Annotated in this window: 22 protein-coding genes; 12 read left to right on the top strand and 10 right to left on the bottom strand. The window is 61.6% G+C overall.

Annotated features, from left to right (window positions below; translation table 11 throughout):
• Nucleotides 1-107: 107 nt before the first annotated feature.
• A complete protein-coding gene (locus ACELLULO517_RS15550) occupies nucleotides 108-368 on the bottom strand; it encodes a helix-turn-helix domain-containing protein (RefSeq protein ID WP_227308699.1) in 261 nt (86 codons plus the stop codon).
• A 204-nt stretch (nucleotides 369-572) separates the two neighbouring features.
• Here ACELLULO517_RS15550 and ACELLULO517_RS15545 point away from each other — a divergent pair, with 204 nt between their 5' ends.
• From ACELLULO517_RS15545 to ACELLULO517_RS15525, 5 genes are all read left to right on the top strand, one after another.
• Nucleotides 573-1,364, top strand: coding sequence for a COG4705 family protein (locus ACELLULO517_RS15545; protein WP_227308325.1), 792 nt, complete (start codon nucleotides 573-575; stop codon nucleotides 1,362-1,364).
• A gap of 15 nt (nucleotides 1,365-1,379) precedes the next feature.
• Nucleotides 1,380-2,141, top strand: a complete 762-nt coding sequence (locus tag ACELLULO517_RS15540; protein ID WP_227308324.1) for a COG4280 domain-containing protein — start codon at nucleotides 1,380-1,382, stop codon at nucleotides 2,139-2,141.
• Between the two features lie 9 nt (nucleotides 2,142-2,150).
• Entirely contained in the window at nucleotides 2,151-2,369 is a 219-nt protein-coding gene (locus ACELLULO517_RS15535; protein WP_227308323.1) for a hypothetical protein, read from the top strand.
• 140 nt (nucleotides 2,370-2,509) lie between these two features.
• Nucleotides 2,510-2,689, top strand: a complete 180-nt coding sequence (locus ACELLULO517_RS15530) for a hypothetical protein (protein WP_227308322.1) — start codon at nucleotides 2,510-2,512, stop codon at nucleotides 2,687-2,689.
• 1,031 nt (nucleotides 2,690-3,720) lie between these two features.
• Nucleotides 3,721-4,803 carry a hypothetical protein gene (locus tag ACELLULO517_RS15525; RefSeq protein WP_227308321.1) on the top strand — a complete coding sequence of 361 codons (1,083 nt, stop codon included), beginning with the start codon at nucleotides 3,721-3,723 and terminating at the stop codon, nucleotides 4,801-4,803.
• An 18-nt stretch (nucleotides 4,804-4,821) separates the two neighbouring features.
• Here the strand turns inward: ACELLULO517_RS15525 and ACELLULO517_RS15520 are convergent, their stop codons facing one another.
• On the bottom strand, nucleotides 4,822-5,553 hold the full coding sequence (locus tag ACELLULO517_RS15520) for a YoaK family protein (protein WP_227308320.1): 732 nt from the start codon (nucleotides 5,551-5,553) through the stop codon (nucleotides 4,822-4,824).
• A gap of 134 nt (nucleotides 5,554-5,687) precedes the next feature.
• Between ACELLULO517_RS15520 and ACELLULO517_RS15515 the strand changes: the two genes are divergently transcribed.
• Nucleotides 5,688-6,602: a prohibitin family protein gene (locus ACELLULO517_RS15515; RefSeq protein WP_227308319.1), complete on the top strand. Its 915-nt coding sequence runs from the start codon at nucleotides 5,688-5,690 to the stop codon at nucleotides 6,600-6,602.
• Between the two features lie 100 nt (nucleotides 6,603-6,702).
• On the opposite strand, the gene ACELLULO517_RS15510 is transcribed toward ACELLULO517_RS15515, so the two are convergent.
• Entirely contained in the window at nucleotides 6,703-7,368 is a 666-nt protein-coding gene (locus ACELLULO517_RS15510) for an O-methyltransferase (protein ID WP_227308318.1), read from the bottom strand.
• Between the two features lie 92 nt (nucleotides 7,369-7,460).
• Between ACELLULO517_RS15510 and ACELLULO517_RS15505 the strand changes: the two genes are divergently transcribed.
• Together ACELLULO517_RS15505 and ACELLULO517_RS15500 are read left to right on the top strand one after the other, a co-directional pair.
• Nucleotides 7,461-8,132 (top strand): TetR family transcriptional regulator, encoded by a 672-nt coding sequence (locus tag ACELLULO517_RS15505; RefSeq protein WP_227308317.1) that lies wholly within the window; start codon nucleotides 7,461-7,463, stop codon nucleotides 8,130-8,132.
• A 74-nt stretch (nucleotides 8,133-8,206) separates the two neighbouring features.
• Nucleotides 8,207-8,617, top strand: coding sequence for a PRC-barrel domain-containing protein (locus ACELLULO517_RS15500; protein WP_227308316.1), 411 nt, complete (start codon nucleotides 8,207-8,209; stop codon nucleotides 8,615-8,617).
• A 111-nt stretch (nucleotides 8,618-8,728) separates the two neighbouring features.
• On the opposite strand, the gene ACELLULO517_RS15495 is transcribed toward ACELLULO517_RS15500, so the two are convergent.
• Together ACELLULO517_RS15495 and ACELLULO517_RS15490 are read right to left on the bottom strand one after the other, a co-directional pair.
• On the bottom strand, nucleotides 8,729-8,947 hold the full coding sequence (locus ACELLULO517_RS15495; protein WP_227308315.1) for a hypothetical protein: 219 nt from the start codon (nucleotides 8,945-8,947) through the stop codon (nucleotides 8,729-8,731).
• 17 nt (nucleotides 8,948-8,964) lie between these two features.
• Entirely contained in the window at nucleotides 8,965-9,318 is a 354-nt protein-coding gene (locus ACELLULO517_RS15490; RefSeq protein WP_227308314.1) for a hypothetical protein, read from the bottom strand.
• Between the two features lie 505 nt (nucleotides 9,319-9,823).
• Here ACELLULO517_RS15490 and murA point away from each other — a divergent pair.
• The gene (gene murA, locus ACELLULO517_RS15485) at nucleotides 9,824-11,149 is read left to right on the top strand and encodes a UDP-N-acetylglucosamine 1-carboxyvinyltransferase (RefSeq protein WP_227308313.1); all 1,326 of its coding nucleotides are present in this window, start codon (nucleotides 9,824-9,826) and stop codon (nucleotides 11,147-11,149) included.
• A 70-nt stretch (nucleotides 11,150-11,219) separates the two neighbouring features.
• On the opposite strand, the gene ACELLULO517_RS15480 is transcribed toward murA, so the two are convergent.
• Entirely contained in the window at nucleotides 11,220-11,510 is a 291-nt protein-coding gene (locus ACELLULO517_RS15480; protein ID WP_227308312.1) for a hypothetical protein, read from the bottom strand.
• 294 nt (nucleotides 11,511-11,804) lie between these two features.
• On the opposite strand from ACELLULO517_RS15480, the gene ACELLULO517_RS15475 reads away from it, so the two are divergent.
• Entirely contained in the window at nucleotides 11,805-12,131 is a 327-nt protein-coding gene (locus ACELLULO517_RS15475; protein WP_227308311.1) for an NIPSNAP family protein, read from the top strand.
• Between the two features lie 59 nt (nucleotides 12,132-12,190).
• Here the strand turns inward: ACELLULO517_RS15475 and ACELLULO517_RS15470 are convergent, their stop codons facing one another.
• The 4 genes from ACELLULO517_RS15470 to ACELLULO517_RS15455 all read right to left on the bottom strand — a co-directional run bounded on the left by ACELLULO517_RS15470 (nucleotide 12,191) and on the right by ACELLULO517_RS15455 (nucleotide 16,827).
• Nucleotides 12,191-12,712: a chromate transporter gene (locus ACELLULO517_RS15470; protein ID WP_227308310.1), complete on the bottom strand. Its 522-nt coding sequence runs from the start codon at nucleotides 12,710-12,712 to the stop codon at nucleotides 12,191-12,193.
• Complete coding sequence (locus ACELLULO517_RS15465; protein ID WP_227308309.1) at nucleotides 12,709-13,266, bottom strand: chromate transporter; 558 nt, start codon at nucleotides 13,264-13,266, stop codon at nucleotides 12,709-12,711. The genes ACELLULO517_RS15470 and ACELLULO517_RS15465 overlap by 4 nt, the downstream gene beginning before the upstream one ends.
• A 222-nt stretch (nucleotides 13,267-13,488) precedes the next feature.
• Nucleotides 13,489-14,727 (bottom strand): MFS transporter, encoded by a 1,239-nt coding sequence (locus ACELLULO517_RS15460; protein WP_227308308.1) that lies wholly within the window; start codon nucleotides 14,725-14,727, stop codon nucleotides 13,489-13,491.
• A 216-nt stretch (nucleotides 14,728-14,943) separates the two neighbouring features.
• Nucleotides 14,944-16,827 carry a potassium transporter Kup gene (locus ACELLULO517_RS15455; protein WP_319796432.1) on the bottom strand — a complete coding sequence of 628 codons (1,884 nt, stop codon included), beginning with the start codon at nucleotides 16,825-16,827 and terminating at the stop codon, nucleotides 14,944-14,946.
• A 487-nt stretch (nucleotides 16,828-17,314) separates the two neighbouring features.
• Here ACELLULO517_RS15455 and kdpF point away from each other — a divergent pair, with 487 nt between their 5' ends.
• Together kdpF and kdpA are read left to right on the top strand one after the other, a co-directional pair.
• A complete protein-coding gene (gene kdpF / locus ACELLULO517_RS29050; protein WP_227308698.1) occupies nucleotides 17,315-17,401 on the top strand; it encodes a K(+)-transporting ATPase subunit F in 87 nt (28 codons plus the stop codon).
• 27 nt (nucleotides 17,402-17,428) lie between these two features.
• On the top strand, nucleotides 17,429-19,126 hold the full coding sequence (kdpA, locus tag ACELLULO517_RS15445; RefSeq protein WP_227308307.1) for a potassium-transporting ATPase subunit KdpA: 1,698 nt from the start codon (nucleotides 17,429-17,431) through the stop codon (nucleotides 19,124-19,126).
• Nucleotides 19,127-19,153 lie beyond the last annotated feature (27 nt).

Here is a 19,153-nt window from a genome sequence, read left to right as displayed (position 1 = left end):
TGGTTTTCATCCAGCTTTGCGACTGGCAGCGCGCCTTCATCGCCGAGCAGATCGGTCAGGTGCCATCGCTGACCCTGCACAAGCTGAAGGTGGGACTGGGCATCGCGCTAAGCGCTCATCACTGGATTGAAGTCGGGATTCAACAGCTCATGCCAGACAAATCCAGATGATTCTGCAATTTTCGCGATAGTGTCAAGCCCGACACTCCACCGACCGCCTTCCAATTGGCTCAGATAGGCTTGCGCGATCCCTGTCCGCTTCTGAATGTCGCGTTGGCTGAGCTCCGCATGCTGGCGCGCGCGGCGTATGTTCTTCGCCAGAACAAGCCGCAGGTCCGTCTTGGTATTGATCGCGACGCTTTGGCACATCTTCAATCATGAGTCTCCCATGGCGAGCCTAGCCGAGGCCCAGGCGACAGAATTCCTCAACACCCCACTCGGGCTGGTTGATAAGGCCGCTTCATAGGCGCTGCCCACTCATCTAACGCCTGGTTCATATTGGGGCGAAGCGCGTTTCACGGCGCGCTTCCTAGGAAATGCCCTGCGCAGTCCCCGACCGATAAAGGAAGGATCATGAGTTCATTAGTAACGACATTGGAGGAGAGGCCGCGCGTCATCGGCGCATCTAAGGTTCCGCTCACAACTTTGAATTTCTGGACCGTGAAGATCCTCTCCACCGCGATGGGCGAAGCGGCCTCCGACTACCTCGTGAAGCATATGGACCCTATTCTGGCGGTCGGCCTGGGTGCCACGGGCTTTGTCATCGCCCTTCTCATTCAGTTTTCCACCACGCGTTATAACTCCTGGAGCTACTGGTTCCTGGTCTCGATGATCGCAATCTTCGGCACCATGTTCGCGGATGCGCTACATTTATTCGGCTTACCTCTGACAATCTCCACCGTCGTCTTCGCCAGCCTTCTGGCAGTCATCTTCTTCGCCTGGTATCGGGTCGAAGGCACGCTGTCTGTCCACAGCATCGATGCGAGCCGGCGTGAGGTCTTCTATTGGGTGACGGTCATGACCAGCTTCACGCTTGGCACTGCGGCTGGGGACTGGACAGCCGTCACGCTTCACCTCGGCAATCTGCTGTCCGGCTTTGTCTTCCTCGGCCTGTTTCTGCTACCGGGCCTTGGCTTCTGGAAATTCGGCTTGAACCCGATCGTCGCTTTCTGGTTTTCCTATGTCATGACGCGTCCGCTCGGGGCGTCCTTCGCGGATTGGATCGGCAAGCCGACAGGTTTTGGCGGCTTGGGCTTCGGCACCGGCCATCTCAGCCTGCTGCTGACGGCCTGCATTGTTCTGCTTGTCTTCTATCTGTCCGTCACCCGGCGCGATGTTGACCGGGTCACGGCCCCAGCCGAATAAACAAGGGAATTTCGGATGACCGATCTCGCCTGGACCCATATCGGTCCGTCCATGCTGGCCGCCTTCCTGGCCTCGACGGTCGAGTTCGTCGAGGCGCTGACAGTCATCCTTGCGGTCGGCAGTATGCGCGGCTGGCGCGATGCCTTGGCAGGCACGGCCGCCGCTCTCTGCGTGCTGCTGCTTCTGGTCGGCGTGCTTGGCACGACCCTGACAAGGATGCCGCTCGACATCATCCAATTGACCGTGGGCGCGCTGCTGCTGCTGTTTGGCCTGCGCTGGCTGCGCAAGGCGATCCTGCGCGCAAGCGGCGTCATTCCTCTCCACGATGAAACGGCGGCGTTCGAACGGCAGACCAAGGCCATGGGGCATCACGGCGCTGCTTCCGGCTGGGATAAGGTCGCTTTCGGTGCGGCCTTTCAGATCACCATGCTGGAGGGGGTAGAGGTCGTCTTCATCGTCATCGCGGTCGGCGCGGGTGGACGCGGCCTGCTTCTATCGGCCAGCATCGGCGCATTCGCGGCCCTGGTCCTGGTCGGGATGCTTGGTGTCATCCTTCACCGACCGCTGTCCCGTGTGCCGGAGAATGCGCTGAAATTCATGGTCGGCGTGCTGCTCTCGGCCTTCGGCACCTTCTGGGTCGGCGAGGGGATCGGTGCCCCCTGGCCGGGCCAGGATCGGTCGATTCTGTTTCTGGTCGCGGGCTTCCTGGCGATCGCCCTTCTTGCGGTGCCGCTCTGTCGGTCGAGAGCGGCTGCCACCTCCCGCGCGACCGGTTAGGAGCACATGATGTCCTGGATCAGAACCATCCTGCGGGAAGTTTGGGGCCTGTTCGTGGATGATGGCCGCTTCGCCGTCGCCATCATCGTCTGGCTGTTGATTGTCTGGCTCGCTCTACCGCGCTTGGGCATATCGCTGACCTGGAAAGGACCTTTTCTGTTTCTGGGCCTCGCCGCGATTCTGCTGGAAAGCACCTGGCGCCGCGCGAGCCGCGCGGGTTCGCGCTGAAAATCGCGCGTCTTGATCCAGCGGTGAGCCCTTGCCGCCAGTCGCCCGCTGATTGGCTTGCACTGCACAAACAGATATCCGTGACAGTTCGATGTCACAAGCCTAGGATCCGGCCAAGAACAAACAAAAAAGGAAACGTCATGACTAGTTCCAGCCAGAACGCGGCCGAGTTACAGCATTTGATCCGCGCCGGTGAAGCTCAGGCGGCGGCGACCCTTACGGCCCATGTGCTTGAAACCATCAGATCGGCCGATACCATTCCCGATGTCATCCTCACGTATAAGGAAGTCTATCGGGCGATGTTTGGCCGGGAGCCATAAGTTCCTCACGCTAGAGCCTGTCAGGTTTTAAGAGATAACTCGTCATCCCCGCACTTGTTGCGCGGGCCGCGCGCCCCGGACCTACCCGGTCGCACCTAGCCGGCCGCACCTAGCCGCCGCCCCACCCAGACGGCCGTTTGCCTGCGCAAGCGGGTAGATGCGCGGGTCGGGGGGCGGGCCGGCCAGGCCCGCGCATGACAGATTTGGGGGTGGCCGTCCTTCTGTTCATGGGCCTTGCACACAATCGACCGGAAAGCGCTTCGCGCCGAGCGATCCAGACAAATGAGCACTGACAACCGACCTTTTTGACAGAGGCTCGCCACGGCGATCGGCCTCTGTCGCCTGGCCCCGCGCCTCCTCAACGAGTCGCTGCACCTGCGTCCAGGTCACGTCCCCCCAGCGAAAGCGTCGAAGGTTCACCCCATGCCGTTCCTTTCCGCAGCCTCCGTGCAAAGAGCGGAACGGTATGAAGGCCTTACAAAATTTGGCCTGCTTTGTAACAGCAAAACTGGCAGAAAGTCGACAAGGTCAACAGCTTGTTTGGTCCACAAAATTATATTAAGGATAGCTTGTTTGGTCTTTCAGATGAATGGAGAGACTGAACAACTGACCCGCTTCAGCAAGTTTAACGTCGACACTGTGTGAGCAACTGGCGTCAAATGCTGAACAAAATCGCGGAAGACAATCCGTCCCAGACCGCATTTGGGACCATCGCAAAAGCTTCGGCCTTACCAATAAAACATCCATTCCGGTCTGTTCGACTCCTAGGCCTCGACATCAAATTCTCTGTCGACACGGAGAGCGGCCTCAGCTTTCTTTTGACAAAGCTCAATGCAATTCCGGATCGGTTCTATTGGCGCCCTCTGGCCATCACTTGCATTGTCATGTTTCTTATTTGGCTGCGCTGCCCCACAATATTGTCCCGAGCGACTTTTTGGGCAGAGGATGGCTGGGTTTGGTATCCAAGCTGCTATGCGAATGGTTGGAAATGTCTGCTGATCGACCAAAGCAGCTATTTGCAAACCGTTTCGATGCTCACAGCCTGGATCAGCCAGGCTGTCTCTCTGATCAATGCGCCGATCGTCTTTGCCTGGGTTGCGCTTGTGATCCAGGCGGCTCCGGCCGCCTTTCTCCTGTCGCGCCGCATGGCAGAAGCGATACCGTCACAGGGTAAACGCCTCTTTCTGGCCGCCCTGCTCATCGCCGTTCCAGGCATGCATGAAGTCTATGTCAATACAACCGATAGCCAATGGCACCTATCGCTGTTGGCTTTCCTTGTCTTGACCGCCGCCACGCCCCGCAACAGCGTCGAAAAACTGTTCGATACACTCGTTCTCCTCATTGCCGGCCTGAGCGGGCCATTTTCGGCATTCCTTGCGCCACCCGCCTTGATCTGGTGGTTTTGGCGACGCTCCCGCTGGAATTTCTGGCGCGCCTGCCTTGTCATCGCGACGGCCCTGGTCCAGCTGAGCCTTATTGTTCTTCATCACGCGAGCCGGGGCGGCGCCGGGGCGGGCCTTGGTGCGAGTATTCCTGCCTTCGCCAATATTCTGCTCATCAACGTCGTCGGGGTCGCCACTTTCGGCGCGCAACGTATCGTCAGCAATGGTTGGGGATATGGCTTTGGCTGGATATCCAATGGCGATCCTGTTTCCGTCGCTTTGTCCCTGTGTCTGACGCTCGCAGCTCTCGGCACCGTATTGACGGCTTTTCTGCGCGGCCCGCTGATTCTCAGACTGTTTCTGATTTTTGTCTCCTGCGAATTTGCAGCCGGCCTGATCGACAGCCTGCGTCTGGCAAATATTCCCGCATGGCAAAGTTTTGAGGCGAATATCGCGTATCGCTACGCCTTCCACCCGATCTGCGCTTGGCTCGTCGTCCTGGTCGCCTGCGCCTGCAGCCGTATCGGATCAGCGCGCTGGCTCGGCTCGGCTCTTCTCGCTTGCACCGTCCTACTGGCGGTGCCGTCAGACTGGGGACTGCCACCGCTGCCCCAGGCGACCTATCGCGCGTTCCATCATGACGCCAAGGTATTTGCTCGTCTGCCGGCAGGGACGGCCATGAGCTTCCCGGAGCGTCCTGGCGATAGCACAATGAACCTTGTGAAGCATTAGCGGCAATTTGCGCTGTCTCTATCGCGCGGCGAGGCCATCCTGACGGAGATGCCCCGCTTGGACGAGGCCACGGATCGCAAGCACCAGAAGGATGGTCGCGGCGGCGAGCAGCAATCCGACGCCGATGCGGCGATAGGCGATCACGCCGATAATGCCGCCAAAGACGAAGGATGTGACGGTCTGCAGATGCAGCCGCAGCTTGTCCCGATTGGCGCGGGCATCCGGCGACGCCACCCCGCGAAATTCGAGAAGATTCGCAAGCTCGATCCCGATATCGGTGACCATGCCGGTGACATGCGTGGTGCGGACGCGGGCGTTGGAGATGCGCGTCACCACGGCATTCTGCAGCCCCAGAACGAAAGCCAGGCCGAAAGCCAGCACCGTGCTGTGGACCAGCGGCGGCATCCAATAATCGGCCAGGCTCAGGGCCATCAGCAGCAATGCCTCCACCACGATATTCAAGGCAAAGATACGGGTGATCCCCCGCCGCCGGCCGTAATTGATCAAGACCGTCGATATCGTCGCCCCCGCAATGAATGTGAGGACAAGCCCCAGATAGGGGATGGCCGCGAGCAGATCGCCCACGCCGAAGCGATCCGCGAAGGCAGATACATTGCCCGTCATATTGGCCGAGAACATGCCGACCGCATAAAGACCCGCCGTGTTCAAAGCCCCGGCGACACCGGCCAGCCACCAGGCCAGGCCCTGATCCGCCTTGTAGCTGCGCTGTTCGCCCTGATGAACCAGCATGCTTCGGTCTCTCGCCTGATATGGGCCGGCCCCGGCTTCTAGGCGACCCTAGCCCCGTCAGCGCGGCCCGGCCAGTCGCCTAACGGTAGGCCAGCCTGTATGATGGGCGGGCCAGCAATGACCAGAGGAACGTCATGCGTCTCCCGACCTCCGTCCCGTCCGCGGGCTCCTTTCCCTCTCCGACTCCCGCTCCGTTCCGCCGGCTTATCATCGGGGCGATTGCCGTTCTTGTGGTCATTGTCGTGATCGTCTCCCTGAATCCCTTCTATACCGTACAATCCGGCACGGTCGGGCTGAAGACCGCCTTCGGGTCCGTTCAGCCGGAGGCGCTGCAGCCCGGCCTGCATTTCGCCATTCCGTTCTATCAGACGGTGGTCACGGTCTCGACACAGCCGCAGACCGTGACCAGCAATGAGACGGCGGCGACGCATGACCTGCAGACCGTCCAGACGGCGATCGCGGTGACCTTCCATGTCGATCCGGCCGAGGCATCCTATTTTTGGCAGAATTTCCGCTCCTTCGACACGGTCGGGCAACGCATCATCACGCCTTCGGTCAGCAATGACGTGAAGGCGATCACCGCCCGCTACGATGCACAGGAACTCGTCACCTCACGCGACAGGATCGACGCCGAGATCAAGGATCTGGTGGTCGCGTCTCTCGCCCCCTATCACCTGACGGTCGAGAGCGTGAACGTCGCGAATTTCGCCTTCTCCCAGGCCTATGAACAGGCGATCGAGGAAAAACAGGTGGCGCAGCAGCAGGCCCTGCAGGCCCAGTACACGCTGCAGCAGACCCAGATCAGCGCGCAGCAACAGGTGGTGCAGGCCAAAGCGGCAGCCGACGCGGCGGTGGAGACCGCCACCGGCAGCGCGCAGGCGACCGTTTTGCAGGCTCAAGCAGAGGCGAAGGCCAATGCTTTGGTGAATGCCTCTCTGACGCCTGAGATTCTGCAACTCCGTGCGCTGTCGCGCTGGAATGGCGTGATGCCGACCTATCTGACCGGCAATACGCCCCTGCCCTTCATCGGCGCCACGCCCGGGCGCTAAAGCGTTTCCTGTTCGCTTACGCTCACAGATACCGCTCTAGATTATTGTTTTTGCGAGCATCTTCACACAGTCAGATGATGTCATCTGACTGTGATATGCTCTAGCCGATGCGCATGGACAGTTCAACCTCATCACCGAAAGGCGTGGAGATATAGCCCTTGGCGCGCGAGCGTACGCGCGCCAGATAATCCGGGGCATAATCCGCATTATCAGCAATGATCAGGGCGCCCGGCCTTAGCCGGCTTTCGACCAGGCTTAAAACCTCCGGATAGAGCGACTTGGCGCCGTCCAGCAGAAGAAAATCGATCGTCTCGGGCAGATCCACACTCAGCGTCTGCAGCGCGTCCCCTTCGCGTATCTCGACCAGATCGATTAGGCCCGCTTCGGTCAGATGGTCGCGCGCCCGCGCCACCTTGGAAGGCTCGAACTCGCACGTGATGAGCCGACCGCCGCCATTGTCCCGCAGGGCGGCGGCGAGATGCAGCGTGGAAATGCCGAAGGACGTGCCGAATTCGACGACCACCTTCGCGCGCGTGCTGCGCGCCAGCATATAGAGCAGCGCACCCGTCTCCCGGCTGACCGCCAGCGGCAGGTCCTTCATACGGCCGTAGAAATCGCGATACTCGGTCTTGCTCCGCATCAGGCGGTTCTGTTCGTCCTCGGACATCGCGGCGAGGTCCGGGCTGGCCCCGGACCAGGATGCAGCATCCGTTTCGAACAAGCGTTCGAGCAAGGAAGCGACGGGGGCAGTCGTCAGCGTGGTCATGCAGGTCTCCGGTCAAAGCGATGCGCGTTCTTGCGCGCCGCCAGAAATACGATTAATCCGTCGCATTCTCTATTCGCATTCAGCGGCGCATCATGACAGACCCCAAAAAACCCCGGATTTCCTCGCGAAAGCAGCCCAAACAGGCAAGATCGTCCGAGCTTGTCGCCGCCATTCTGGAAGCGGCGGCTCAGGTTTTGGCGAAGGAGGGCGCGCCGCGCTTCACCACCGCGCGGGTGGCCGAGAAGGCCGGCGTCAGTATCGGGTCGCTGTATCAGTATTTCCCCAATAAGGCGGCAATCCTATTCCGCCTGCAAAGCGACGAATGGCGGCAAACCACGGACATGCTGCGCGATATTCTGGAAGATGAGCAAACGCCGCCGCTGCTGCGCCTGCGCCGGCTTGTCCATGCATTCATCCGTTCGGAATGCGAGGAAGCCGCGATGCGGGTTGCCTTGAACGACGCAGCGCCGCTGTATCGCGACGCGCCCGAGGCACAAGCGGTGCGCGTGTCAGGCAGCGATACGGTCCGGCGCTTCATGCAGGTCGTTCTGCCCAAGGCGACGGATGCCCAGCGCCATTCGGTCAGCACGCTGATAACGACGACATTGAGCGCGGCGGGCAAGCAGTTCTCAGAATCCCCACGAACCGACGCGGATATCACCACCTATGCCGAGGCCATGGCCGATATGTTCTCTGCCTATCTCAGCCATCTCGATCCGGACAATGTTGACGAGTCATTAGAAAGATCCGCACTCAACTTGTGATGAGGATGCTTGCCGCGACGGTCGATGCTGACCAATTCGGAGGCAGCGGCCTTTTGCCGCGACAGGAGGATAACTTGGCCTCAATTCAGGCTCCGCACGATCCCAGCGGCGACAAGATTGCGGCAAGCCAGGTGAGCGGCACGGCAGTCTTCGATCCGGCGGGCGAAAAGCTCGGCCAGGTCTATGACATCGTCATCGACAAGGTTTCCGGCCAAACCGATTACGCCGTGCTGAGCTTCGGCGGCTTTCTGGGCATCGGCGACCGCTATCACCCCTTGCCCTGGCAGCAACTGCAATACCACACGCGGCTCGGCGGCTATGTTGTCGATATGAACAGGGCGCAGCTTGAAACCGCACCACACTACGATGCCGATGATATCGGCCGCTGGAGCGGTGGGCATAGCCGCGCGGTCGATGCCTATTACGATGGCGGCATCACGCCCGGGGGCGGCGACGCGGGTCTTGGTTCCGCGCCGATCCGCTGATCCCATCCGAATAGTCGCAAAGCAGCCGATGCCGCAGATCCTGAACGATCTGCGGCATCGGCTGCCGAAACATGCTCCGACGGAGCAGGCAGGATGCCTGCTCAATACGGGTTAAGGTGAAGGCTGTGTGGTCGTCGTGGTCGTCGTTCCCGGCTGGCCCGGCGTCAGCACGGGCGGCGGCGGCGTCATGGGTTGAGCCTGGGTCGTCGTGCTTTCCGTCGTCGTGCTGCTGCTCGGCGTCGGCGGCGGCGCAATGATGCAGCCGCCGAGCGAACAAGTGCCGCCCAGCAATGCGACACCAAAAGCGAGACGTGTTTTCAATCGGGTCATGAAGGGCTCCTGTTTGATCAGTTGACGGATGTGGTCGTGGTCCGGGTCGTGGTCGTCACCGGCGGTGGCACGGGCTGCGTGACGGTGGTCGACTGGCTCTGCGACACAGTGCCGTTCGCATTTCCGTATGTTGTCTGCTGCGATGTCTGCGAATTGCCGTAGGCATCCTGGTATTTCTTCTCCGTCGTCACGCTGAGCGTGCCCGGCGGCGGGGGCGCCACCGGCTGAATACCGGGCGGCGGTACCGGCTGCATGACCATAGGCGGCGGGGTCGGCACGGTTGTTGTCGTCGTCTGATAACTCGTCTGCGCGAAAGCCGGTGCGGCGATAAAGCTGGCGCCGATCACGGCGGCAAGAATTTCTCGTTTCATATTGTCCTCCTTGTGTAAGAGGCCGAAGCGTGTTTCGTGATCGGATATGTAAGTGCCTGGATATTCTTCAAGGATCGGGCGGTTAAGCCCATCGCGCAATCCAAACCATCCCAAAACCTTGACAAAAAATCCTCTGATATCAGCGGACTAGCCGAGTATCCGACCATCATTCTGTGGAATTTCGGGGGCTAGTATTGGCGCCCGCAATGCTTCACATACCCGTGTCATGACGCCTGTTCGGAAGTCGAAGCGGCAGATTTGAATAACCCTATTTTAGCCGCATTTAATATTGGGAAATTTCCACTCGATTTAATCTGCAATTTCATTTACATGCCCCTGGATTGTCGGAATGAGTCGCACCGTCATCCGCGCTTTGCCCCAGTCCGCTCGCGCAACCGTGTCCGAAAAAGGGGGTCGTGAGCGGCAGTAACATAGCGAAACTCTCTTTGATTTCTGGAAGCGAGTTGTTAAGAACGGCAGCTATCCTTTTGTTCGTAGGGACAAGATGCCGCTTCTCGATCAGACCCTGCTTCGCGCCTCGCCCTGGTGGCAGCCGCGCCCTGAAACGTCGCTCATCATCGAGGGCGGCCAAAAGCTGGTCGGCACTTATCCGATCAGCGGCGCCAAGAATGCCGTGCTGCCGCTGATGGTCTCGGCACTGCTGACGCCGCATCTGGTCACGCTGAACAATATCCCGGCGAGCCTGGATGTCGCGGTTCTGGCGAATCTGCTGGAAGGTCTGGGCGTCAAACTCTCCTGGTCGCAAACGGCAGCCGGCCTCTCCGCCACCTTCGCGGCCGACCAGATCCACCCGGCGCGAATCGATGCCGGGCTCGTCTGCCGCATGCGCGCGTCCGTGCTGATCCTCGGCGCCCTGCTGGGCCGCGCGGGTGAGGCCTGCCTGCCCATGCCGGGCGGCGACGCCATCGGGTTGCGCGGGATCGACTTTCACATCGCCGGACTGACGGCCATGGGCGCCGAGATCACCCTGGAATCCGGGCAGATTCGCGCCCGCGCGCCGCAGGGCCTGCATGGCGCAGATATCCTCATGCCCCTGCCGTCAGTCGGCGCCACGGAAAACCTGATGCTCGCCGCCGTCCTCGCAAAAGGGCAGACCACGATCCGCAATGCGGCGCTGGAGCCTGAGATTGTCGACCTCGCCCTTTGCCTGCAGGCCATGGGCGCGCAAATCGACGGTGCGGGCACCGACGTCATCCGCATCGCCGGTGGCGCGCCGCTGACCGGCGCCGTTCATACCGTCATGCCGGACCGGATCGAGACCGGCACGCTTGCCTGTGCGGCCGCGATGACGAACGGCGAATTGCACCTGACCCATGCCCGGTTGGATCTGCTCGGCGCCGCCGGCCCGGCCTTCGAGGCCGCCGGCGTGGTGCTGGAGGAAGTGGCGGGCGGGCTTATCGCGCGCCGCAACCCGGCCGGGCTGAAGGGGATTGCGCTGCAGACACGTCCCTATCCCGGCTTCGCGACCGATCTTCAGGCGCCTGCCATGGCGCTGCTGGCCATGGCCGAGGGTGCCAGCGATATTACCGAGACGATCTTCGAGCAGCGCTTTCGGCATGTCGATGAGCTGCGGAAAATGGGCGCGCGCATCCAGGTGCAGGGTCGCGTCGCCTTCATTCGCGGCGCCGAACGGCTGACGGGCGCGCGGGTGACGGGCCATGATGTGCGGGCCGCTGCCGCCGTGGTGCTGGCCGGCCTGGTCGCCGAGGGCGAGACCGTGCTGGACGGACTGGACCATCTCGACCGTGGGTATGACGGGATGGTGGAAAAGCTCATCGCCTGCGGCGCGCGTATTCGCCGCAGCGCTTAAAACCTTCACCGCAGACAAAAAAGGCCGGCCCCGCGAGGGACCGGCCTTTTTCATGCGCTCGCCGGATTGATCAGGCGAGGTAGGCCGGACGCTGGCTCGGCAGAACCGTCGAGTTGCCCGCGAGATAGGTCGGGCGCTGGCTCGGCAGCACCGTCGAGTTACGGGCGAGGTAGGACGGGCGCTGGCTCGGCAGCACCGTCGAGTTGCGCGCGAGGTAGGACGGGCGCTGGCTCGGCAGCACCGTCGAGTTACGGGCCTGTTCGGCGCCGGACAGGCTGTGGCGAACCGGCGCATCGGCCAGGGCCGAACCGGTCATGCCCAGGGTAACGGCGGCAACGGCCGCGAGGATCATGCTCTTCATAGTATCATCTCCAAACCATGCCGGGCACCTGTGTGTCCGGCCTCGACCACCGTTTGAACACCGGTGATCGGCTTGGGTCCGAGATAGCCGTTGCGGCAGCGCAGCATAACGCTGCCGCCGCTTATCTTTCTCATGCGAATGGCGCACATATGTGCAAGCCGCATTCTTTTTATGCAAAATCGGCTGGAGCCGTTAGAGTTCCGCGCTGCCAAGATCAGGTGGCTCTTTTGAACAAAAGCTAGAAAAAATCTCAAAAGTCGGGCGATATCCGCCCCATCTCAAGGATGAACGCGCGTGATCTACGAACTCCGTACCTATCACTGCCTGCCCGGACGCTTACCTGCCCTGCTCCAAAGGTTTGAAACCATCACACTGGGCTATTTCGAAAAATACGGCATCCGCCAGGCCGGCTTCTGGACGACCCTGGTGGGTGAGAGCAATCACAGCCTGACCTATATGCTGGCCTGGGAAAGCCTGGCCGAGCGCGAACAGAAATGGGCCGCCTTCGGCGCTGACGCCGACTGGGTGGCTCAACGTAACGAGACCGAGCGTGAGAAGCCTATCGTCGCCTCGATCGCCAATGAATTCCTGATGCCGACGTCATTTTCCAGCGTGAAATAAAGCGATATCCCATCAGGTGGCGTCACCTGATGGGAAGGTTTTCGTTTCTTATCAAAGGGTCAGCGAAAACCGATCAACCCCGCCAGCGCTGCCAGCCCGAGGAACCAGAGCGGGTGGCGCTTGGTGAACAGACAGCCGATCGCGACACCGGCTGACAATACCAAGGCTCGCCAATCCACCGCCGCGTCGCGCACGAGCAGATAGGCGGCCGCGACCATCAGCCCGGCCGTCACCGGCACCAGCCCCGCCTGCACCACCTTGCGCCATTGCCGGTCGCGGAACCGCACCCACAGATGGCCCATGACGAAAGCCAGCGCGCAGGCCGGCAGCAGGAAGGCGAGCGTCGCGACGATGGCGCCCGCGATGCCGGAGACTTCCCAACCGAACAGCGTCACCGCCAGCATATTCGGCCCGGGTGCCGCCTGGGCCAGCGCATAGAGGCGGACGAATTCCGTGGCGCTCATCCAATGCTGCTGATGGACGACCGCGTGCTCCATCGCTGGCAGCGTCGTCGACGCGCCGCCAATGGCCAGGAAGGACAGTTCCGCGAAAATCAGCGCCAGCGCCAGAAGATGGCTCATGCCCGCAGCTTCCACCCGGCAAGCACCATGCTGAGCGGCACGAGGACGCAGAGGCTGGGCAAAAAGGGCAGCCGGACAATGCCGAGCGCCGCGAAGGCCAGCGCTGCCACCACCAGATTGAGCGGCGATGTGCGTAGCGGCATGGCGATCTTCAGCGCCGTCGCCAGAATAAGCCCTGCCGCACCGGCGGAGAGGCCGGTCACCATATGCCTGACCGGCGCCAACTCCCCATAGCGGGCATATAGCTCGGCAATGACCAGCACGATGGCGACCGGCGCGCCGAGCAGGCCCAGCAGCGCTGCCACGCTGCCCTGCGGGCCGCAAACGCGGGAGCCGAAGATGACGGCCATATTGGCGACATTGGCACCGGGCAGGAACTGGCAGAGGCTGATCAGCTCATTGAACTCGGCCGGGGTCAGCCATTTCCGATCCTCCACCATCACGCGGCGGATCATCGGTAATACCCCCCCGAAACCCATCAGCCCGGCCTGGAAAAAGGCCCCGAACAAAGCGAGGGAGGACAGGCGGAGCGGTTGTGCGGGCAAGCTTTCCATGAAGTGAAGCTTCTAGCCTGCAATGCGCTGCGGTGAAAACTCAGTAAGCCAAGGCTCACACAATTTGAAAGGAGACTGTCGGCTCGGGAGTGCGAGCGTCGTTTAGCGGGCGTTGAAACAAGACAATATCGACGCATTTGTTCCGTCAAACACCGGGCCTGCCCGCCATTGGCCCTTGCTGCCAAGCCTGTAGCGGCAGATGCAGAGGGCAATGGCGCCAGGTCACCGGACCGGCAAGCGGGACCTCGGAGATTCCGTCAGGAAAACCAGGAAGATGCCCAGGGCCATCAGCGCCCCGACTGAGGCCGTCAGCCACCAGCCGCCATGATAATAGGTCAGGGACCCGAGTGCGGACCCAGCCGCACCGCACAGGAAGACGACCGTCATATAGGCTGCATTGAGCCGCCCCCGCGCTCTGGGATCGATACTCTGAACGATGCGCTGGCCGAAGACCTGATTGGCCTGGACGGCACCGTCGAGAATCAAAGCCGCGGCCACGAGGATGAGAATGGATCCGGCGGCTTGGCCCCAGCCGCTGATAAGAAGTGCGATGGCTGAGCCCAACAGGACCACGCCTGTGCCGATGGTCGATCCGCCTTTGTCTGCCACGCGACCGGCGATGGGTGCCGCCAGGGCGCCCGCCGCACCGGCCAAGGCAAAAGCCGCGATGCCGATTTTTCCCAAGCCGAACCGTGTGTGCAGCATCAGCGGCACGCCGGTCCAGAACAGGTTGAAGACCGCGAACAATGTGCCCTGATAGGCTGCCCGGCGCTGAAGCGTGCGCACCGTTGCGAGCAGACGCAGGGTGGAGAGCAAGGTCATCAAATAGCCGCGACTGGGATGGGGCTTCCAGGCAGGCAGGCTGCGCGCCAGTAACAGCAGCACGCTCAGCATGATGGCGGCTGACAGGACGAATATGGCGCGCCAACCCAATTGCGCCGCCAGAAAACTCGCCAATGGTCGGGACAGCATGATGCCGGTCACCAAGCCACCCATGATGCTGCCGATAACCTGCCCGCGCTGCTTCTCCGGCGACAGGTGGACCGCGAGTGGAACGAGAATCTGGCTGCCAACCGCGCAGATGCCCAGAACAAGCGAAGCGGCCAGGAAGCTCGGCGCCGACAGGCTGATCGCGACCCAAACGAGGCTCAGGACGGTTCCGGAGGTCGTCATCAGGACAAGACGGCGATTTTCGACGAGATCGGAGAGGCTGACCAGAAAGAACAGACCGAGCCCATAACCGAGCTGCGTCGTCGTCACAATGAGACCCGCCAGGCTTCTCGGCAGATGCAGACTGTCTGCGATAGGTCCCGCGATCGACTGCGCATAATAGACATTGGCGGTCGTGGCACCGCAGGCCAAAGCGAAAAGGAAAACGATCGCTTTCGACAGGCCAACGGGCTCCGCCGAGGCATGCTCAGACGCACCCAAACTGATTGGGGCGGCGGGCGGTGATGTCACTCTCTGATCAGGCATGATGAACGAGGCATAATCCGATGCGCTTTCAAGGATAAGAGGGTTAATTTGGACAGACCGTCTCAGCAGCGGGACGCTCATGGATCTTCTTGCGCTCGCGGATTCAATCCATGCATCGCAATTGACCGCTTTTGCGGTCAACTGCGCAAACTGCCGATGGCTGCGTTGGTCGACAACCGCCCAAGTGTGACGGCGTTTTGTCTACAACTCCACCTGTCGGCCGACTTCCAGAAAGCGGTCGGCCGGCAGATCGAACCGGTCTGACGAACGGACAGCGTTGCGATACATGACGCTGAAGATCGCACGCCGCCAGGCCGGCAGCCGATGACTTGTCGCCCCGCGCACCACATGATCGCGCGCCGCAAAGAAAACCGCCTGATCCAGGTCGATGGGGCAGCCATTGGCGCGGGCACTGGCCAACGCCACCATGGCATTGGGCACTTCGACAAAGCCGAAATGCACGCGGACATGCCAGAAATCCGGCCCGATCTGCTCCACCTGCGCCCGATCGGCCACGGCCACCCGCGGCACTTCCTCGAAGACGAGCGTCAGCGTCACCACCCTTTCCTGCAGCGCGCCCATCTGCGCCACATGCCGCGTCAGCATGATGGGCACGGCCGTGTCCGTGCGGCTGAGGAAGACCGCCGTGCCCGGCACGCGCGTTACCCGCCCGGCAGCGAGATCGGCCATGAGCTGGTTGGGGGCCTTCTCCTCCTCATCGATCCTTGCCCGCATGGCCTGAATGCCCCGCCGCCAGGTCCGCATGGCGATGAAGATCGCGGCACCCAGCACGAGCGGAATCCAGCCGCCCTCGGCGATCTTGAGCAGATTGGCGGTGAAAAAACCAAGATCGACCAGCAGAAAGACCCCGCTGACGGAAGCCGCAACCCAGAGCGGCCAGCGCCAGACGTCGAGCATGGCATTGAACAGCAGTGCCGTCGTCAGCAGCATGGTCGTGGAAACCGCCGTGCCGTAAGCGCCGGCCAGCTTCGCGGAACTGCCGAAACCCCAGGTCAGCGCCAGCGTCGCGACCATCATCAGCCAGTTCACCGAAGGCACATAGATCTGGCCATATTCCTCGTCCGAGGTCTGGCGGATGATGACGCCGGGCAGCCAGCCGAGTTGGATCGCCTGGCGGGTCAAGGAAAACGCCCCGGTGATGATGGCCTGGCTGGCGATGATGGTGGCGAAGGTCGCCAGCACAACCAGCGGGATGATCGCCCAGCCGGGGGCGAGCCTGAAGAAGGGATTTCCGCTGAGACCGGGGTCTGAGATGATCAGCGCGGTCTGCCCGGCATAGCTCAGCAGCAGCGCGGGTAGCACGATGAAGGACCAGGCGGCGCGAATGGGCGCGCGCCCGATATGCCCCATATCGGCGTAAAGCGCCTCCCCGCCCGTGATCGCCAGAAAGACGCCGCCGAGGACGAACAAGCTGCGGGCGCCATGCCGGACCAGAAAGCCGATGGCATAGGTCGGGTCGATCGCCGCCAGCACGCCCGGATGGCGGATCACGGCCATCAGTCCCAGCAGGCCGATGACCGCGAACCAGACCAGCATGATGGGGCCGAACAACCGGCCGATCCGCGCCGTGCCCCAGCGCTGTGCGACGAACAGAATGACCAGAATGGCCAGTGCCGCCGGCAGCACATAGGGCTGCAGGCTGGTGGTGACGACATTCACCCCTTCCAGCGCGCTGAGCACGGAGATGGAGGGCGTGATGATGCCGTCACCGTAAATCAGCGCCGCGCCGAACAGGCCCATGGCGACAAGGGCCGCCGTGGTCTTTGACCGCTCCCCGCCGACACGCTTGGTGACAAGGGACATCAGCGCCAGAATGCCACCCTCCCCGCTATTATCCGCCCGCATCACGAAGACGCAGTATTTGACCGAGACGGTGACGATCAGCGCCCAGATGACGAGCGAGAGCAGCCCGAGCGCAACCCTGGCCGAAGGATGGCCGCCGGCATCCGCGACGATGGTCTGATAGGTATAAAGCGGGCTGGTGCCGAGATCGCCATAGACGATGCCGAGGGCGGTCAGCGCACCGATGGCTTTCAGCGGCCGGTCGGCAGGGTTCCTATCCAATTTATCCAAGTCCTGCTCCCGCGCCGCCGACTGGCTTCCTTACCAATCAAGATCGGCTTTTGCCGGGCTAAGGCAAGGGCAGGCCAGCCCCTTTAATTCCGCTTTAACGCGCCGGTAGCCCAAACCGCATCGCGCTTTAACGCAATCCCCGCGTATTGAAACTGTCCGTTTGAACCATCGGACAGGGTGCCGTGTTGAACCTGATTGTCGTCATCCTCTGCCTATCCGCGCTGCTGGCCCTTCTGGCGCTGGCCGCGATCCGGGAAGAACAGCGCCTGCAAAGGCAGCGCGCGCCGCGCCGTTTTTAATTTCATTTTTATGCAGCGCTGCCGCTTCGCGAATGGCGTTTTAACGCCCCGGGCCGGCACCCTGCCTATCGTCTCAAGAGTGGGGTTTCATCATGGGGGACGTGATCACGGTCGCCTATACGGCGGTCATTTTCATGCTTCTGATCGGTTTCGTTACATTTTGTCGAAAGGTCTGAGCCATGCTCGATCTCATTCTCGGCGGCGGCGTTTCTGGCCTGCTGCTCGTCTACCTCTTCTGGGCCTTGCTGCGCCCCGAAGATTTTTGATTTTCCCGGCCACGGATCAACCATATCATGACAGTCTCGGGTTGGGCTTACATCGCCCTCATTACCTTGCTTACGCTGGGCGCGGCCATTCCGCTCGGCCTTTACATCGCCCGCATCCTCAAGGGGCAGGTGCGGTTCCTCGCCCCTGTCGAGCGCGGCATCTACGCCATTTGCGGCATCAATCCTGACCGGCCGATGCAGTGGCAGGAATATACGGTGGCTCTGCTTCTCCTCAGTGTCATTCACGTCGTTATTCTCTATGCCATCCTGCGTCTGCAGCAATATCTGCCCTTTAATCCGCAGCATATTGGCGGCATGTCGCCGCGTCTGGCCTTCAATACCGCTGTCAGCTTCGCGACCAACACCAACTGGCAGGCCTATGTGCCGGAAGCCCAGATTTCCAACGGCGCGCAGATGTTCGGCCTGTGCGTGCATATGTTCGTCTCGGCCGCTGCCGGCATTGCCGTAGCCGGCGCCGTCATGCGCGCCTTCACGGCGTCGAGCATCGCCTCGCTGGGTAATTTCTACGCCGACCTGACGCGCATCACGCTGTATCTGCTGCTGCCTGTCAGCATCGTCGCCGGCCTGTTCCTGGTCTGGTCCGGCGTGCCGCAGAGTTTCGCGCCCTTCGCGACGGTTCACCCGATCGTCGGTGGCGCGCAGACCATCGGCATCGGCCCCATGGCCTTCCAGGAAGCGATCAAGGAATTCGGCACCAATGGCGGCGGCTTTGTCAACGCAAACTCCGCCCATCCCTTCGAAAACCCGACGATCTGGACGAATATCCTTGAAAACGTGCTGCTGCTGGTCACCGGCTTCGCATTGCCCATCGCCTTCGGCAGCATGATCGGCAAACCCCGCCAGGGTTTTGTGCTTTATGCCGCCATGGCGATCATCCTCGGCGCCGGCGTTATCGGCGCCTATGCCGCCGAATCCCACGCCAACCCGCTGCATGTCGCGGCCGGCATCAGCGCGGCGCCCGGCAATATGGAAGGCAAGGAGACACGCTTCGGCATTGCGGCGTCCACAACCTTCAATGTCTCGGCCACCGGCACCTCCACCGGCGCCGTTAATAGCTTCACCGACAGCTATATGCCGCTCGGCGGGCTGGTGCCGATCTTCATGATGCAGCTGGGTGAAATCGCGCCCGGCGGTGTCGGGTCAGGCTTTTACACCATCATCGTCTTCGCGCTGCTCAGTGTCTTCGTCGCCGGCCTCATGGTCGGGCGAACGCCGGAATATCTCGGCAAGAAGGTCCAGGCGAAGGAGATCAAGCTTGCGATGCTGTCTTTCCTGATCCTGACGTTCTTCATCCTTGTCGGCACCGGCTATACCGTGATCAGCAAGACCGGTCTCAGTTCCATGGCCAATGCCGGGCCGCATGGGTTGAGCGAGATGATCTATGCCTGGACATCGGCGAGCGAAAACAACGGCTCCGCCATGGCCGGTATCAGCGCCGATACGCCTTGGCTGGACTACGGCCTTGGCACCGCCATGCTGTTCGGCCGCTTCGCCTTCCTGATCCCGGTGCTAGCCATCGCAGGATCGCTCGCTGCCAAGCCGAAACTGCCGGCATCATCGGGCACTTTCCCGACCGACACAGTGCTGTTCACCGGTCTGCTGATCGGCGTCATCATCATCCTCGGCGGCCTGCAATTCATGCCGGCGGATACGCTGGGCCCGATCGCGGAGCATTTTCAGCTCTTCGCCGGCAAGACTTATTGATCTGGCACTCGCAAAGAAGCCATAGAA

Origin of the sequence: Acidisoma cellulosilyticum (assembly GCF_020621385.1) — a bacterium.
Lineage (GTDB): Bacteria > Pseudomonadota > Alphaproteobacteria > Acetobacterales > Acetobacteraceae > Acidisoma > Acidisoma cellulosilyticum.
The sequence above is the reverse complement of the archived record's forward strand: the minus strand, read 5'-3'. Positions and strand labels throughout refer to the sequence as shown.

What these genes read in the sequence shown, in the direction of transcription:
- ACELLULO517_RS15550 (WP_227308699.1), bottom strand. Translation starts at nt 368, where the DNA reads ATGTGCCAAAGCGTCGCGATCAATACCAAGACGGACCTGCGGCTTGTT.
- ACELLULO517_RS15545 (WP_227308325.1), top strand. Translation starts at nt 573, where the DNA reads ATGAGTTCATTAGTAACGACATTGGAGGAGAGGCCGCGCGTCATCGGC.
- ACELLULO517_RS15540 (WP_227308324.1), top strand. Translation starts at nt 1,380, where the DNA reads ATGACCGATCTCGCCTGGACCCATATCGGTCCGTCCATGCTGGCCGCC.
- ACELLULO517_RS15535 (WP_227308323.1), top strand. Translation starts at nt 2,151, where the DNA reads ATGTCCTGGATCAGAACCATCCTGCGGGAAGTTTGGGGCCTGTTCGTG.
- ACELLULO517_RS15530 (WP_227308322.1), top strand. Translation starts at nt 2,510, where the DNA reads ATGACTAGTTCCAGCCAGAACGCGGCCGAGTTACAGCATTTGATCCGC.
- ACELLULO517_RS15525 (WP_227308321.1), top strand. Translation starts at nt 3,721, where the DNA reads ATGCTCACAGCCTGGATCAGCCAGGCTGTCTCTCTGATCAATGCGCCG.
- ACELLULO517_RS15520 (WP_227308320.1), bottom strand. Translation starts at nt 5,553, where the DNA reads ATGCTGGTTCATCAGGGCGAACAGCGCAGCTACAAGGCGGATCAGGGC.
- ACELLULO517_RS15515 (WP_227308319.1), top strand. Translation starts at nt 5,688, where the DNA reads ATGCGTCTCCCGACCTCCGTCCCGTCCGCGGGCTCCTTTCCCTCTCCG.
- ACELLULO517_RS15510 (WP_227308318.1), bottom strand. Translation starts at nt 7,368, where the DNA reads ATGACCACGCTGACGACTGCCCCCGTCGCTTCCTTGCTCGAACGCTTG.
- ACELLULO517_RS15505 (WP_227308317.1), top strand. Translation starts at nt 7,461, where the DNA reads ATGACAGACCCCAAAAAACCCCGGATTTCCTCGCGAAAGCAGCCCAAA.
- ACELLULO517_RS15495 (WP_227308315.1), bottom strand. Translation starts at nt 8,947, where the DNA reads ATGACCCGATTGAAAACACGTCTCGCTTTTGGTGTCGCATTGCTGGGC.
- ACELLULO517_RS15490 (WP_227308314.1), bottom strand. Translation starts at nt 9,318, where the DNA reads ATGAAACGAGAAATTCTTGCCGCCGTGATCGGCGCCAGCTTTATCGCC.
- murA (WP_227308313.1), top strand. Translation starts at nt 9,824, where the DNA reads ATGCCGCTTCTCGATCAGACCCTGCTTCGCGCCTCGCCCTGGTGGCAG.
- ACELLULO517_RS15480 (WP_227308312.1), bottom strand. Translation starts at nt 11,510, where the DNA reads ATGAAGAGCATGATCCTCGCGGCCGTTGCCGCCGTTACCCTGGGCATG.
- ACELLULO517_RS15470 (WP_227308310.1), bottom strand. Translation starts at nt 12,712, where the DNA reads ATGAGCCATCTTCTGGCGCTGGCGCTGATTTTCGCGGAACTGTCCTTC.
- ACELLULO517_RS15465 (WP_227308309.1), bottom strand. Translation starts at nt 13,266, where the DNA reads ATGGAAAGCTTGCCCGCACAACCGCTCCGCCTGTCCTCCCTCGCTTTG.
- kdpF (WP_227308698.1), top strand. Translation starts at nt 17,315, where the DNA reads ATGCTCGATCTCATTCTCGGCGGCGGCGTTTCTGGCCTGCTGCTCGTC.
- kdpA (WP_227308307.1), top strand. Translation starts at nt 17,429, where the DNA reads ATGACAGTCTCGGGTTGGGCTTACATCGCCCTCATTACCTTGCTTACG.